21 protein-coding genes and 1 tRNA gene are annotated in these 14,250 nt (G+C 57.1%); 11 read left to right on the top strand and 11 right to left on the bottom strand.

The annotated features are described in order from the left end of the window. Positions 1-45: 45 nt before the first annotated feature. The 7 genes from FBY04_RS09105 to FBY04_RS09075 all read right to left on the bottom strand — a co-directional run bounded on the left by FBY04_RS09105 (position 46) and on the right by FBY04_RS09075 (position 5,531). On the bottom strand, positions 46-414 hold the full coding sequence (locus FBY04_RS09105) for an HNH endonuclease (protein WP_145315028.1): 369 nt from the start codon (positions 412-414) through the stop codon (positions 46-48). After that, the gene (locus FBY04_RS09100; RefSeq protein WP_145315027.1) at positions 395-739 is read right to left on the bottom strand and encodes a phage holin family protein; all 345 of its coding nucleotides are present in this window, start codon (positions 737-739) and stop codon (positions 395-397) included. Before FBY04_RS09100 ends, FBY04_RS09105 begins: the two co-directional genes overlap by 20 nt. A 254-nt stretch (positions 740-993) precedes the next feature. Then, positions 994-1,482 carry a hypothetical protein gene (locus tag FBY04_RS32640; RefSeq protein WP_145315026.1) on the bottom strand — a complete coding sequence of 163 codons (489 nt, stop codon included), beginning with the start codon at positions 1,480-1,482 and terminating at the stop codon, positions 994-996. Between the two features lie 328 nt (positions 1,483-1,810). Beyond that, positions 1,811-4,510, bottom strand: coding sequence for a DUF5906 domain-containing protein (locus tag FBY04_RS09090; protein WP_145315025.1), 2,700 nt, complete (start codon positions 4,508-4,510; stop codon positions 1,811-1,813). Next, positions 4,507-4,713 carry a TraR/DksA C4-type zinc finger protein gene (locus FBY04_RS09085; RefSeq protein WP_145315024.1) on the bottom strand — a complete coding sequence of 69 codons (207 nt, stop codon included), beginning with the start codon at positions 4,711-4,713 and terminating at the stop codon, positions 4,507-4,509. Before FBY04_RS09085 ends, FBY04_RS09090 begins: the two co-directional genes overlap by 4 nt. Beyond that, positions 4,706-5,194 carry a phage regulatory CII family protein gene (locus tag FBY04_RS09080; protein ID WP_145315023.1) on the bottom strand — a complete coding sequence of 163 codons (489 nt, stop codon included), beginning with the start codon at positions 5,192-5,194 and terminating at the stop codon, positions 4,706-4,708. Before FBY04_RS09080 ends, FBY04_RS09085 begins: the two co-directional genes overlap by 8 nt. A gap of 139 nt (positions 5,195-5,333) precedes the next feature. Further along, entirely contained in the window at positions 5,334-5,531 is a 198-nt protein-coding gene (locus FBY04_RS09075) for a hypothetical protein (RefSeq protein ID WP_145315022.1), read from the bottom strand. 101 nt (positions 5,532-5,632) lie between these two features. Here FBY04_RS09075 and FBY04_RS09070 point away from each other — a divergent pair, with 101 nt between their 5' ends. The 11 genes from FBY04_RS09070 to FBY04_RS09020 all read left to right on the top strand — a co-directional run bounded on the left by FBY04_RS09070 (position 5,633) and on the right by FBY04_RS09020 (position 11,616). After that, entirely contained in the window at positions 5,633-6,310 is a 678-nt protein-coding gene (locus FBY04_RS09070; protein WP_145315021.1) for a LexA family transcriptional regulator, read from the top strand. 139 nt (positions 6,311-6,449) lie between these two features. Then, entirely contained in the window at positions 6,450-6,656 is a 207-nt protein-coding gene (locus FBY04_RS09065) for a hypothetical protein (RefSeq protein ID WP_145315020.1), read from the top strand. Then, positions 6,653-7,030, top strand: a complete 378-nt coding sequence (locus FBY04_RS09060) for a hypothetical protein (RefSeq protein WP_145315019.1) — start codon at positions 6,653-6,655, stop codon at positions 7,028-7,030. The genes FBY04_RS09065 and FBY04_RS09060 overlap by 4 nt, the downstream gene beginning before the upstream one ends. A 10-nt stretch (positions 7,031-7,040) precedes the next feature. Then, on the top strand, positions 7,041-7,316 hold the full coding sequence (locus tag FBY04_RS09055) for a hypothetical protein (RefSeq protein ID WP_145315018.1): 276 nt from the start codon (positions 7,041-7,043) through the stop codon (positions 7,314-7,316). Then, positions 7,313-7,696, top strand: coding sequence for a hypothetical protein (locus tag FBY04_RS09050; RefSeq protein ID WP_145315017.1), 384 nt, complete (start codon positions 7,313-7,315; stop codon positions 7,694-7,696). The genes FBY04_RS09055 and FBY04_RS09050 overlap by 4 nt, the downstream gene beginning before the upstream one ends. Beyond that, the gene (locus FBY04_RS09045) at positions 7,693-7,935 is read left to right on the top strand and encodes a pyocin activator PrtN family protein (protein WP_145315016.1); all 243 of its coding nucleotides are present in this window, start codon (positions 7,693-7,695) and stop codon (positions 7,933-7,935) included. Before FBY04_RS09050 ends, FBY04_RS09045 begins: the two co-directional genes overlap by 4 nt. 59 nt (positions 7,936-7,994) lie before the next feature. After that, complete coding sequence (locus FBY04_RS09040) at positions 7,995-8,345, top strand: hypothetical protein (protein WP_145315015.1); 351 nt, start codon at positions 7,995-7,997, stop codon at positions 8,343-8,345. Positions 8,346-8,387: 42 nt separating this feature from the next. Further along, positions 8,388-9,200, top strand: a complete 813-nt coding sequence (locus FBY04_RS09035; RefSeq protein ID WP_145315014.1) for a DUF2303 family protein — start codon at positions 8,388-8,390, stop codon at positions 9,198-9,200. Positions 9,201-9,350: 150 nt separating this feature from the next. Further along, complete coding sequence (locus FBY04_RS09030; protein WP_256666817.1) at positions 9,351-10,190, top strand: DNA cytosine methyltransferase; 840 nt, start codon at positions 9,351-9,353, stop codon at positions 10,188-10,190. After that, positions 10,187-10,402: an excisionase family protein gene (gene xisR / locus FBY04_RS09025; protein ID WP_145315013.1), complete on the top strand. Its 216-nt coding sequence runs from the start codon at positions 10,187-10,189 to the stop codon at positions 10,400-10,402. Before FBY04_RS09030 ends, xisR begins: the two co-directional genes overlap by 4 nt. Beyond that, positions 10,399-11,616, top strand: coding sequence for an Arm DNA-binding domain-containing protein (locus tag FBY04_RS09020; RefSeq protein WP_145315012.1), 1,218 nt, complete (start codon positions 10,399-10,401; stop codon positions 11,614-11,616). Before xisR ends, FBY04_RS09020 begins: the two co-directional genes overlap by 4 nt. A gap of 43 nt (positions 11,617-11,659) precedes the next feature. Here FBY04_RS09020 and FBY04_RS09015 read toward each other — a convergent pair whose 3' ends face one another. From FBY04_RS09015 to FBY04_RS09000, 4 genes are all read right to left on the bottom strand, one after another. After that, the gene (locus FBY04_RS09015) at positions 11,660-12,415 is read right to left on the bottom strand and encodes a hypothetical protein (RefSeq protein WP_145315011.1); all 756 of its coding nucleotides are present in this window, start codon (positions 12,413-12,415) and stop codon (positions 11,660-11,662) included. A 160-nt stretch (positions 12,416-12,575) separates the two neighbouring features. Next, positions 12,576-12,665: transfer RNA gene (locus tag FBY04_RS09010), tRNA-Ser, on the bottom strand. 83 nt (positions 12,666-12,748) lie between these two features. Then, on the bottom strand, positions 12,749-13,462 hold the full coding sequence (gene purC, locus FBY04_RS09005) for a phosphoribosylaminoimidazolesuccinocarboxamide synthase (RefSeq protein ID WP_008034929.1): 714 nt from the start codon (positions 13,460-13,462) through the stop codon (positions 12,749-12,751). 28 nt (positions 13,463-13,490) lie between these two features. Then, a complete protein-coding gene (locus tag FBY04_RS09000; RefSeq protein ID WP_008034928.1) occupies positions 13,491-14,249 on the bottom strand; it encodes an MBL fold metallo-hydrolase in 759 nt (252 codons plus the stop codon). Position 14,250 lies beyond the last annotated feature (1 nt).

The raw sequence follows: 14,250 nt of genomic DNA, 5'->3' as shown, positions 1-14,250 counted from the left end.
CCTACCCTCGGGGTGATGCTTTTTTGGTGCGTCGGGGATGGAGGATCACCGGTTCCAGTGGTGCCCCGGATCGACCGGCCGGCCATCTGAGTAACAGCCAGGAAGCCGACCGCTCTTCTCCATCCGCTGCTTGGTCGAGTCGTGGCAGAACTTGCACAGGCTCGCCCAGTTCTTCGGGTTCCAGAACAACTTCCATGCGGCCTTGATGCGGACCGGATCACCACTTTCCTTAGCGTCCTTGAGCTTCGGCGCAATCTTGTGGTCAACCACAGTGGCAGCAACCGGTCGCTGATCGGTCGAACACATGGTGCAGTAGGGATGCTGACGAAGATGCCCATCACGAGACCGCTGCCACTTGTACCCATAACCACGCTCGGTGCTACTGCCTCGACGATCACTGCTCGGACTGGACATCAACAGGAACCTCGCACACTCCGAGCCGCTTCGCGACCCAACGCTCATACAACCCAATCGCCACATCGGCGCCGGCCATGGCGGTGAGGCATCCGATCGCGCCTGCCGTCCAAACCGACATACCGGCGCCGATCATCAGCATCATTGCCGACACACCGCAGACGATGCAGGCACCAGACCGCAGAGCCAAACGCCGCAACAATGCCCAACCGCGAGCCCCGTCTTTATCTGCCCGCCACATCTCACCCGAAACGCCGCCGACCAAGGCCAAGAGGATCACCAACCAGATCGGCATTTCCGCCAGCGCCTGCTGTTCATTTGTCATGTTCTGTCCTAAGTGGTGGTGCCGTGCCCCCAAAAGAAAACCCCGCCGAAGCGGGGTTAGGTGACCGGCTCAGGGTGGGCCGGGTGAAGCTGCACAGCACGTGCGAGGTCAGCGCCGAGGCGCAAATTCCATATCGTGGGGACTTTTTACCCCTCTCCGGAAAAACCGAAAAGGGGTAATTTTCGGTACTTCGGCTCGACGCAAAGTTGACGCAACTTTGACGCAGGTTTGAGGCAAAACACTCTGACCAATGGTCAACATGTACGGACCCGCTTGCTAGTCGACACGCGGGTGAAGTTCGTTTCCGGCACACCACTGCGTCGCTCGATCCCTCGAGTGGTGGCACTACGAACCGTGAGAATTAACTGCACCTGTTCGTGTAGACGGTGAACCCAATTTCGGTAAGTCCGGTCAGCGTCCTCACGAAGCCCAAGTAGCTGCAACTGTGAGCGAACCGAGTACGCAGGCTGCGGCAAGTACCGATTGCGAGCCAACGTCGCGAGCTGAGCCCCTTTCTCTGACTGCCGCTCAAGTTGCGCAAGGGCTGCCGCTACTTCCGTTGCGACATGATCCATACCGCCACCCGCCGCCATCAACAGGTCACGCGATCCAGGCGTGCCGCGCGGCGCGCTTCCACCCCACTGCATGATTGTCGCCATGGGACTGCCCAATCCAGCGCCGTCACCGACCTGGCAGTGCTGGCGTGCCCAGTGCTGCATCAACGCTTCAATTTCTTCGATCACCGCCCTTCCCCCCGAAAAACCGAACCCGACACAAAAAACACACTACCCAACACAAACCCAACACAAATAAATCTCTTTGAAATCAATACCTTTATCAGCTTTGAGTTGAGTGTGTTGGGTTGGTTGGGTTTATCGATCCTCGCATAAGAAAAAATTACGGCCTCTGTTTGCTGTTCAAATAACGTCATGCATGCGCGTGCGCGACGACAAACCCAACACACCCCACACAACAGGCGGAAACCCGCGTAATTCAAGGCCTGAAACTGTGTGGGGTTCGAAAAACCAACCCAACACACACCCGACACACCCAACACACTTTTAGACGCACTCATGCTGCTGCCGCCTTCACGTGGTCCCAGTTGTCCACGTTCCAACCCGCCAGCTTCGCCTGCGCTCGCCAGGCGCTGACCGTCTTGCCCAGGTCGGCCGCTTTCAGTGATGGGGGCTGGGAAGCGTCAGGATCGTTCGGAAAGAAGAACGCGCCGAACTTCCTGTTACTGCCTTCAGTCCATGGGATCGAGCGGGTTTTGTCGACTTCAGAGCCAATGAACAGCGAGAACTTCGTCTGACTCATCACGTGCTCTTTGTTGCGGTGACACCACTCAAGGAACAATGAATACAAGTCGGTTGATAGGCACACACCCCACAAGTCGCGCCCCAGCTCGCCATACTTCCAGAGGTTCAGGAACGTTTGCCAACCAGCTCGACTCAACGCCACCAGACGCTCACGCGCCGCAGTGCTTGGCGGTCGTGTACGCTCATCGAAGTCACCCAAGTCGACCGACAGCAACCAGCCATATAGCGCCGCGACCCCGCCATTCTTCAGCTCGTGTCCGATAGCTTTCTGGCGGACTTCGGGCAGGGTCTGCTCGGGCCACATCACCAACATTCGCCGATCGCTCTCGCTGATAGGCCACGGCAGGATCTCGTTGCTTAGGAAAACCGCGTTCATATGGTTGGCTTCCTCCCAGCCATTGATGAACTTGGATTCCATGCGCACCGTCTTGCCGGTGATCAAGTGCTTGATCTTCCCCACCTGGTTGTAACGCTGATCACGGCTCACAACCTCCTCAAACACTGACCAGAGCTTTCGGCTTTGCCAGGCATTGAAGTTACTTTCGAGCTGCGTCTGACCGACCGTGGCAGCGTACTGACCGTAAAGCATCCCCAGCGCATCAGCGAACAGCAGGCTTTTGCCCGAGCCTTCCATAATGGAATGCATCAAAACCGCCGTATCCATCTTGGCGCCTAGGTGCTGAAGCGGGTACGCCATCCACCGGGTCAACCAAGCCGCTGCGTTCTGATCGTGGTTGCACAGGAACGAAATCAACCAACGCAGGTTCACGCAAGCGTCATCATCCCTGACCGGTTCCAGCGGCAAGCCGTCGAACGTGTTGATATAAACGCTCGGGTCTTTGGTCATCGTTGGGTCAAAGACGATATGGTCCACATCCACCACCCGCCGCTCACTGCTGTTCAACCACAACGGGTACGTGTCGCCCAAGGCCATCTTCACAGCACCTTCGGCAACGCGGCGTTTCTTCTCGCGATCCCAAACATCCTTGGTGCCGTCTATGTACACATAACGCTCGGTCGGCGGCATCCCGAAGGCGCCGCCCTTTTTGCCCTCCATCCGCCGCGACTGCTCGATGTCACGCACGTGGTCATCCGAAATCAGCTTGCGACGCACGGTGTCTTCCAACCACTGCTTCGCCAGCGGCTTACCGACCCGCGCTTCAAATGCCGATTTCTTCATCACCCGCGACTGGTCGAAGTCCCACACATGCGTGGTGCCCTCCACCAGCGCAAACCGCCGAAGAATATGGTCAAGCGTCAGCACCTCCCCCGCGCCCCCGTCAGGAGCCGGAGCGGCCTCGCTGTCGCCGTCAGGCGCACAGCTCTGCTCGCTCAGGTCACCAGATGGGGTCGGGGGAAGATCACGCGGATCGGGTCGCGCTGAATGCTGCATACCCAGCATCCGCGCAGCATCCTTCACCGCCTTCGACTGGTCGCCGCCGTGCTCGAGTAAACAGAAAACTTCGAAGGCATCGTTCTGATGCCCGTTCGCGAGCGGATCGGCGCCATGGTGCGAATAAACCTTACCCTCGCTGATCGTCACGCCCGGCAAGCCGGTGCTGCTCTGGGGGTAAAGCCACTTGCTGCCACGCTTGATGTAGCCATGCGCACGCAGTAGTTCTTCGATGTCATGGCTGCGGTTGAACTCATCGATCACCGAAGGGGACTTTCCCGCCGGAGATATGGTGCGCTTGGCAACCTTCGGCGTCGGCACTGCAGCTTTGATCGCCCACGGGCACGCCCCTTCAGCATCACGCTTAAAGAGGTCCCAGTTTTGCCAAATGGCAAGCAGCTCGTTGGTCAGCGTAGGCAAACCGTCTTCAGCGTTCGGCGGAGTTTTCCAGGTGTAAGGCTTGCCGGTACCCGGATGAATCGATGGCGGGAATACGTCCTGAACCAGGCCAGCACGCAATTCAAACACCGTGAAGCGTTTGAAAGGATCAGCTTCCGCACGTGCAGCGGCTTCCCCGGCGAAATCACCCTGCTCTTTCGCAGCCTTGGCCTTGTCCATCAGGCCTTTGAAAATCGAACCGTCAGGGTCATTTTCATTAGGCCATGAAAGAGAATGCCGGGTCAGCTCAACGCCTTCCGGCAATTTGAACAACACCCGGAAGCGCAGGGGATTGCCGACGATGGTCGGGTAAACCACCGCCATGGCATCCAGATCAACACCCAGCAACTCATACAGCACATGCCGTGTCCACTGAACGTCATCCACGTCCAACGAACAGACACGGCTCGGCCCGAGCACGACGCCGAGGTTGTGGTTAGGGTTTCGTTGCCAGAATGCTTCAGCCGCGGCGGCATCGGTGATATAGCCGCCCGGTTTGTTCCACCCCATGCCTTTTGGGGCCTTCTCACCTGGCTCAATGGATACCAGGGCGAGGTTGAATGTATTGATGTAACGCTTTGCCCATGTGGCGATGGCTATTCCTTTGGCCGGTTCACTCATCGCCGAGCCTCCCGCAACCCCTGACAATGGACGCAGGTCTCGCAACCCTCAATCGTCTGCTGTCGAAGCAACGGGATAGGTTCGTCGCTGTCCTCGCAGAACTGTGCACTGATGCGGCTCGACGGCACGCGACGATTGCGATGGATGGCGACGTCGAGCAGGTATTGCGCCTGATCATTGGCGCGATCGATATCGTCAGCCATTGTCGCGATCCTCCATCGCTTGGCGCGCACCCGCCATGATGCCGAGGACTTCGCGGATCACATCCATGCCCTGCTTCTCAAGGTCGAGGACTTCGTGTAACTCCCAGACATTGTCGGCAGCGCCATCGTGCATCGCAGCCACGAACTCACCGGTCTCACCGAGCAACTTGCCAACGGCTTTTAATGCGTCACGCGTCGCCGGTACCGGTACCGGGCGATACCAAACTGCACCCGCCGGGCGCATCAGCGCATCAAGCAAGCGAGCATCGCCAGTCAACCTGATTAGCTCTTCCAGCTCATCAGGGTTCAGCCAACGGCGCTCTTCGTCGAGTTTGAGTTTTTTCTGGAGGGTGTCGTTATCCAACACCATGTCAAAGGCAAGGGCGGTGATTCCGCCCTTATAGTCCCGACCAGCGCGATAGATCGCCTGGCGTAGTGGTAGGACCGGACCAGCGTCCGGTAAAAGATCTGTGCGACTCATAACCGTAAATCCCCTGTTTACGGTGTAGCCATAAAACAGGGTAGTCCCTATCCTACAACCACGACCGATGTGCATGTGCTGTGTGTCGTCGTAGCTGAGCTGGGGGATTCTTTGGTGAGAGGCCCCAGCTCGGCACCCTTTAAGCTGCCGACTTCACGTCAGCCGCTTCTTTTTCTTGGATGTATAGGCTTTCAATGGCCTTACCCGTTACGTACCGAACATCCGCACCTTTAGCGGCGCGATTAATAGTCGGCTGTGTTGTTCCTACGCGATCTGCAATAACCCGTTGGGATAAACCGGACCGCAGTAATTCCGCGAGCATTTCTTGGATAGTCATATCGTTCACCGATGCGCTTTCGCATTGAACGCCACAATACACAAACGTATTGATTGATTCAATACAATCGGCGATACGTTTTTGAATCAAGGCAGAGAAAAGTGATCGGAGACCGCATCGCTCAACGCATGCAGGAAATGGAGTTATCAGAAGGCGAACTCGGTCGCCGCTCCGGCGTTCCGCAGCCAACAATTCATAGAATCGTGACGAATGCCGTGGCCAGTCCGCGTCATGAGAACGTTGAAAAGATCGCCAAAGCTTTGAAGGTCAGTAGCAACTGGCTCTGGAAGGGAGGCGAACACAAAAACCCGACCAATGATCAGGCAACACCATCTACGTCTGATTCCAACGTCGAGCCAGGACCGGCTATCAAGGGCTATGTTCCATTGATTTCATGGGTGCAGGCAGGCGCCTGGTGTGAAGTCGAGGACGTGCGAACACTTGATGATGCAGAGATATGGCTGCCCTGCGCCGCCTCACATAGCAGCCAGAGCTATGCCCTTAGAGTCCGCGGGCTTTCTATGTTCAACCAACACGAACGACGCTCCTTCCGAGACGGCGACATCATCTTTGTAGATCCCGCAAAGGACGCGGAAAACGGTTCGCTTGTCATTGCAAAACTTGTTGATAGCCAAGAGGCGACTTTTAAACAGTTGGTGATGGAAGGAAACCGCCGCTTCCTGAAGCCGTTGAACCCAGCTTGGCCGGAGCCCATCATTGAGCTAGGCTCCGACGCGATGATTTGCGGCGTTGTCTTTTCGAAACTAGAAATTTTCTAATACATTTCCGAGCAGACAGAGCCCGCACCTTGCGGGCTTTTTTATGCGCGCCGCCAAAATCAATTCAAATACGTATTGACTAGATCAATACGTATTTGTATCGTTCGCATCGTATACCTCTCACCAAAGAGTACGAGCCATGCAAACCACACAGCAAAGCAACACCCGCTGCCCGGTCTACCTGCATCCCTCTGCATGCAGCAGCCGGGCAGCCGTCGAATCAATTCAGCAACGCACCGGATTGTTGGTGATTACCAACCCCAAAGGCCGCACCGAGGCCATCAAGCCATTCAGCAACTCCGACACCGAGGCCAGCACTCGGCCGTTCGGAGGCGACGCGGCATGAACAACTATCTCATTCCACTCGAAAAACAAGAGCTCCTGCATCACATGCTGCAGGTTGGCGGCGCCGCCGTGTGCCCCCTCCAACGGCCAGAGCAAACTATCCATGCAAAATTTGAAGTTGAGCTCACCGACAACAACGCCGTTATCAGCGTTGACTTCGGCAGCCACACTGGAGAGTTGACCCTTAAGCGTTCAGATCGGGCCAACCACCTTCATCTGCGGGACTTTATCCAGGACATCGCGAACGGCCGCATAGAGTCGGCACAACCGACGCCGCCGTACGTGCAACCCGGGCGCGCGCTTGCGCAACTTGATCAGATGCTGGACGAGTCAAAAGCCTTGCTTGACCGCGTCCGCAAACTGATTGCCGCCTGAGGCCAGCGCCATGAACCGCACCCTGGACGAAACGGCCGCAGTGCTCGGCCTCAAGCCCCGCGCATTCCGCACAAGGCTGCGGGAAGTGGGCATTTTGAATAGCAGTGGTGACCTTGCCAGCCAGTACAGAGACCGTGGGCACCTGTACTCGGACCCACGCAGCACCTTGATCCCGTCGCTCAACAAATGCCGTCACTACTCCGTGGTGATGGTGAAGGAAGACGGTGTGGATTGGTTGGCAAAAAAGCTGGGAATCACCATCACAAAAAAGGACGCCGCCGCATGAAAACCAATCAACTCAACGCCTACACCCAAGCGCTCGGCGCCCTGAAGCTGATCCCAATCTACCTGACGTGCCCGGGCGTGATCAGCCGAGCCACGATCCTGGGCGCCTCGACCGAAGCGGTTCAGCTGCTGGAAAGCATGCCAGCGCTCAGCACCGAATTGGCCGAAGTGTTCCGCTGCGTCAACAACGTGATCCACGAAGGCCAGACCGCCTACGTCACCCCGACCAACTCGCCCGAATACCCCTTCGGTGCCGTCGTCGCTGACGCTGCTGGCCACATCTGCGCCGCCGGCATAGGCAAGAGCAAAGAAGGCCTCGCCGAATTGATCCGCCTCAAGCTGGTGCCCCCATCGGAGGGGTTCGGGGAGGATGCCGCGTGAGCGACACCCTAGATCAACTACGGAAACAGTTCGCCACGCCCTGCCCGACCTTGTCGGCAGTACGCGAACAGTACTTCGCACACATCCGCACCGACCGCTACCTGCTGGCCGAGATCAAGGCCGGCCGCATCGCCTTGGTCGTAACGCGCCTGCACTGCTCGGCACGAGCAAAGCCGGTGGTGTACCTGCACAACCTCGCTGAATACCTCGACGCCCAAGCGACGAAGGCAGCGGCTTGATTCAACGGTAGCCCCTGCCGCCCAAGGGCAAACAACTCGCACTCAACGAGGCACAGCACATGAAACCTACCGACACAGCCGAATTCATCGGCGAACTGAACGCCGGTGTTTTCGCAAATCAGATCGGTCATGCACTTTCCGAAGTGGCATCGGGCGTTGTCGATAACGGCAAGGTCGGCTCCGTCACGCTGACCTTCACCCTGAAGCAGATCGCCGACAGCCACCAGGTCACCGTCAACCACAAGCTCGCCTACAAGGTGCCAACGAAACGTGGCAGCCGCAGCGAAGACACCACGCTCGACACGCCGATGCACGTCAACGAGGGCGGACGCCTGACGCTGTTTGCCGAAGCCCCTCGCGCTGGCCAGCTGTTCAATCGCAACGACGCACCGGTTCACGCCAGGTCCTAAACCAACCCGCTCCATGCCTCTCACCAAAAGGAAATAGATCCAATGGAAGCCAAAGCAATTCAGTTGATTCAAGACACTGCCGTTCTGGCCTATGCCAAGCCGCTGGGCACTTTCACCCCGACATTGGTACTGCCGTCGGACCAGAAGATCCACAGCATCGAGAAATTTCAGGCTGCACGCAGCCGCTTCCGTGGCGCGCTGACTACACACTCACTGGTGGACTTCGGCAATTACGTGATGGAGCAAAGCACCGATGTCGTTGCCTCTGGCTTTGTCGATGCAGAAGCCATGTCGTGCACCGTGATTTTCAACCTGGGTAACACCAAAGAGCCAGGGCACGGCGACTTCACAGCCACCCTCAACCTGAGAAAGACCGCTGCCTTCCGGGCCCTGGAGCGTGCCGCCTCCGTCCAATTCGCGCAGAAAGACCTGAGCGACTGGATTGAGGATTGGGCATCGAACCTTCAAGCCCTTGCAGCCGATGACAGTCAGATCGACTTACGCAAAGCCGCGAGCGCAATCCGCTCCATCAGCATCGAGCAGGCACGCAAGAGCGAACACGTCGTCGGCGACATGAGCACATCCCGTTCGGCAATGGACCAGATTGAGGCCAAATCCGCCGAAGGCCTGCCCGCTGAACTCCTGTTCACCGTCGAGCCATACGAAGGGCTGAAGGTCCAGATCATCCGCCTCCGTGTTGCCGTGCTCACCGGCGGTGACAAACCCCTGCTGCGCCTGCGCTGGATCGGCGAAGAGCAACTGCGCGAAGACCTCGCCCAAGAGTTCAAGGATGTCGTGCAACAAGAAGTCGGCGGCGGCGCGAAGCTGACCATCGGCAACTTCAACCTAGGCTAACCACCATTACAACACCTCGCCGCCGGCCTCTCACCAAGAATCCCGGCGGCGGGCTCTACCGAGGAACACAGCACATGCAAACTCAACACCTCGTAACCACTCACAGCGCTCGCCCGGTTAGCGGAATACACCCATCTGTAAGGATGAATCTTGAATGAGCTGGCTCTTTTCGCGGGCTCTGGTGGCGGAATACTCGGTGGCCACCTGCTCGGATGGCACACCGTCTGCGCCGTTGAGCGTGATGCCTACTCCGCACAAGTTCTGGCGCAACGACAAAACGATGGAGCCCTCCCAGCTTTCCCGATTTGGTCTGACGTGTGCAGTTTTGACGGAAGACCATGGCGCGGCCTTGTTGACGTGGTTTCTGGCGGATTCCCGTGCCAGGACATATCGGCTGCCGGGAATGGCGCCGGCATCGACGGTGCGAGGTCTGGGCTCTGGCGTGAAATGGCGCGAATCATCGGCGAAGTACGACCTGAAGAGGTCTACCTGGAAAACTCACCTCTGCTTGTGGGAAGAGGACTTGCACTGGTCCTCGGTGACCTTGCCGAAATGGGGTATGACGCGCAGTGGTGCATTGTTTCAGCATCCGACGTTGGAGCGCCCCATCAGCGCGAACGCATTTGGCTTGTTGGCACGCCAATGGCTGGCGACAGCCGGCGAGGAGATTGTCCATCGGAGCGCCAAAGGCGATCGCCGAGCTTGGTGTCGGCGTACCGGAACTGGCCCACGCCCGTAGCGAGCATGGCAAAGGGATCATCTCCAGCAGCACTGACACGCAAGTCCGGAGCAGACCGATCGAACGATCGACTGGACCACGCGGTGATGGCTTCCGACGGTGGCCAACTGAACCCGGAATGGGTCGAGTGGCTAATGGGGTGGCCTATCGGGTGGACCGGATTAAAGCCCTTGGAAACGGACAAGTTCCGCGAGTGGCAGCTGCAGCATTTTATGAGCTTTCCAAGGGATAACGTTGAGGTGAACGCATGAGCGCAGCAGAAAAACTCGACTTCCACATCACGCCAGGTGCTTGGTTCCGTCAGGACCTACTGTACCCAGTGTTCGGTCTGAGCTCTGAGGCTGTTCGTAAATATCGCACACGCGGGCTCTGGCTTGAGGGCAAGCACTGGCGCTATGACCCAGCCAACGTGATCGTCTACAACCGCGCCGCAATTGAACGCTGGATGGAAGGGAAACCATGATCGACAAGATGCCGACCGGCGTTGAGATGAACGGCAAGCAGCTACGCATCTGGTTCATCTTTAACGGCCAACGGTGTCGGGAACCCTTGGAAGGGATCTCGAAAGTCAACAAGGCCGCGATCGCCTATGCCGATAACAAGCGCCGTACCATCCTCGCAGAAATTAAAGAGGGCCGCTTCGACTACGCGGCCCACTTTCCGAACTCGCCCAGGGCTGCCATGTTCACGGGGACTGGCGGCCCTTCGCTAAAGCGCACCGTGAAGGAAGGCATTGATCGCTGGCTGGAGGTTCAGCGCGCGCTAAAAGCTTCGAGCACTGTCGTCAACTACGTCAGCAAGGCTGTGCACGTCGAGAAGAAATTCGGCAAGCGTCGGATCGTCGACATCAGCAAGAGCGACATCGAGTTGTTTCAAGCGCAACTGCTCAAGCAAGGCCTGGCCCCGAAGACAGTGAACGACATTTTCACCGTCGTCCGCGGGGTCTGGGCTGATGCCTTCGGCGACGGCATCCTGAAAGCCAACCCGCTCGACCGGATCAGTAACGTCGGATCAGACGTCGACCTAGAACATGCCGACCCCTTCAGTCGCACCGAGATCGAATTGATCAGTAAAGCGGACCCAGACCGGCGAGCTGACACCCGGATGATTGAGTTCAACTGCTGGGCCGGACTGTCCCTGTCCGAACTCATCGGGCTCGCCGTTGAAGACGTAGATCTTGAAGCCGGCGTAGTACACGTCCGCCGGGCATTGGTCGTCGGCGAATTCAAAGTCCCCAAAGAACGCTCCAGGGTCCGAGTCGTCGAATTGATAGACCCAGCCCTCGAACTGATGCGGGAGATAGTCGCCGCTGCCAAGGAAGCAGTAGTCGAAGAGATCACCGTTATCCAACGCGACAACATCACGTCCAAGAAGATGAAAGTCAGGTTTCTTTTCCGCAGCTCGACCAGCGGTTTGCTCTGGAGCGGCAAGACTTTGAGCAACTGGTTTACCGCCCATCTGAAAAAGGCAGAGGTCCGCCATCGTGGTGCGAATCAGTGTCGCCACACTTTTGCCAGCCAGATGCTGTCGAGTTACGTTCCGGTCGAATGGGTGGCCCGGCAACTCGGGCACGCCGATACAACGATGGTGAGAAAGCACTACGGGAGATGGATACCCAAGGACACCAAGAGCATGGCGGGAATCGTTTCTAAGATGCTTGGATTTAGAAAAGATTGAAATTACAGGCCCGATTAAAGGGCCTAATTCCTATCGTGACTATCTAGATCTCAGGAACGTTCTGACGTTTCATCCATTTCACTGACGACTCAAATACCTCCAAAACCCTCAACTGTAGAGTGCTTTCGAAATCTGCCATTGCAAGGTTGTAATTATTTACTGCCCCTAAAAACTCAACGCCCATGTGTTGGTTGGGAAGCTCAACCATAAAATTTTCCGTTACTGGATTTACTGGCTGCCCTCCGTACTCTTGAGCAAGCAACCGAATTTTGTCAGTCAGCACAAGCCAGTCCAACGCGTGCTCCGGAGATAATCCTATAGCCAGGCTAAGGGCGTGCTGAAAATCCTGATACCGGGAATGACCGGTTTCCATTGCATATTTCAGGCGAAGAAACTCAGGATGAGCACGTATGATTGCGATATTTGATTCCAGCCGGGCGAGTTTGAGTACATTGAGATCGACTGAAATTATTGGCGTCTCATGTCCGAACAGCCTGGTTCTATCGAACGCATCAACCACGGAAGCAACCAATAGATTCAGTACTCGAAACGTCTCAGTTTTTCGGCGGTGATTTGGTAACAACTCAATGATCACATAGAAAATGTACGCGGAAATGAGGCCCACCAAGAGATCACTGGTGACGCTAATCGTCGCGTCGGCGCGAAGAAAGGATGCAGTTACCCCGCCTTCAAACACTCCCCACAATGGAAGCCTAGCGTTTACCAGGCAAACAAGTACAAACGCCGCAACTACTGCAGCCAATAACCAGCGCTCCCGCGCATCCCTCCAAATCCACATACCTTTTACTCCCTTAAGGTGCTGCAGCAACGAGCGCAGGACGGCCTAAAGCGTTCCAATGACTGCATTTTCTGCCCTAAAAATGCCCTAATTAAAATCATAGAAACGAAAAAACCCCTGAAATGTTCAACCATTTCAGGGGCTTAGTCGTATTCAATAATGGCGGAGAGATAGGGATTCGAACCCTAGGTACCGGTGAAGGTACAACGGATTTCGAATCCGTCCCATTCGGCCACTCTGGCATCTCTCCAACGGCGCGCATCATAACAACACTTTTGCCGGAAGCGAACCCCCTGAGCGAAATATTTCTGTGCTATCAGATGCTTGCGTCGATTAAAGCGGTACGCCCAGACGATTGGCGACTTCTTCGTAGGCTTCGATGACGTCACCGAGGCCCTGACGGAAGCGGTCCTTGTCCATTTTCTTGCCGGTGGCCTTGTCCCACAGACGGCAGCCGTCCGGGCTGAACTCGTCGCCCAGAACGATGGAGCCGTCGGAGAACACGCCGAATTCAAGTTTGAAGTCGACCAGCAGCAGGCCGGCGTCGTCGAACAGTTTGCTCAGGACTTCGTTGACCTTGAGCGACAGTTCTTTCATGCGAACCAGTTGCTCGGCGGTGCCCCAACCGAAGGCCACGACGTGGGATTCGTTGATGAACGGGTCGCCCTTGGCGTCGTCCTTCAGGAACAGCTCGAAGGTGTAAGGGTTGAGCTTCATGCCTTCTTCGACGCCCAGGCGCTTGACCAGGCTGCCGGCGGCGTAGTTACGCACGACGCACTCGACCGGGATCATGTCGAGTTTTTTCACCAGGCATTCGTTGTCGCCCAGCAGTTTGTCGAATTGAGTCGGCACGCCGGCTGCTTCGAGTTTCTGCATGATGAAGGCGTTGAACTTGTTGTTCACCATGCCTTTGCGGTCGAGCTGCTCGATGCGCTTGCCGTCGAACGCCGAGGTGTCGTTGCGAAACAGCAGGATCAAGCGGTCAGCGTCGTCGGTCTTGAAAACCGATTTGGCTTTGCCGCGGTAGAGTTCTTCACGTTTTTCCATGATGGGCTCCGCTTGCTAAGTAGGTGGGCTAGGCGATGTGTCGCCAGTCGAGCCCTGAGTCTTGATCGGCCAGTTGCAGCCAGTCCGGGTCGCACCCGAGGGTGTCGACAAAACATTGCCGGGCCAGCTGCGGCAGGTTGTTCTTGCTGCTCAGATGGGCCAGGACCAGGTGTTGCAGGCCTTGCCAGCCCAACTCGGACACCAGGAATGCCGCCTGGTGGTTGTTCAAATGTCCCAGTTCACCGCCCACCCGCTGCTTGAGAAAGTACGGGTAGTGACCGCGAGCCAGCATGTCACGGCAATGGTTGGCCTCGATCATCAACGCATCGAGATCCCGATAGCCGTCCAGCACTTTGTTGCAGTATGAACCCAGGTCGGTCAACAGGCCGAAGCGCCGCTCACCGTCACTGAACACATATTGCGTCGGTTCCTGTGCATCGTGGGCCACGGCAATGACGCCGATGCTCAGTGCGCCGATCTGCAGTTGCTCGCCGCCGGCCAGAAGGCCGGCCGGTTCAATCGGCTTGCGCATCCCGCGCAGGGTGCCGCGACTGAGGTAGACAGGCAGATTGTAGCGCCGAGACAGCAAACCCACGCCATGCACGTGGTCGGCATGTTCGTGGGTCACGAGTATCGCGCTCAGTTGCGCCGGGTTCACACCCAGGCGCAGTAAGCGTTTTTCGGTTTCCCGCAGGGAGAAACCACAATCCACCAGCACATACGTGTCAGCGCTGGCTATCAGCGTGCCGTTCCCTTGGCTACCGCTGCCGAGAACGGCAAAACGCATG

The sequence above is a fragment of the Pseudomonas sp. SJZ080 genome, assembly GCF_007828295.1.
Classification (GTDB): Bacteria; Pseudomonadota; Gammaproteobacteria; order Pseudomonadales; family Pseudomonadaceae; genus Aquipseudomonas; species Aquipseudomonas migulae_A.
This window is presented reverse-complemented; position numbering and strand designations above follow the sequence as displayed.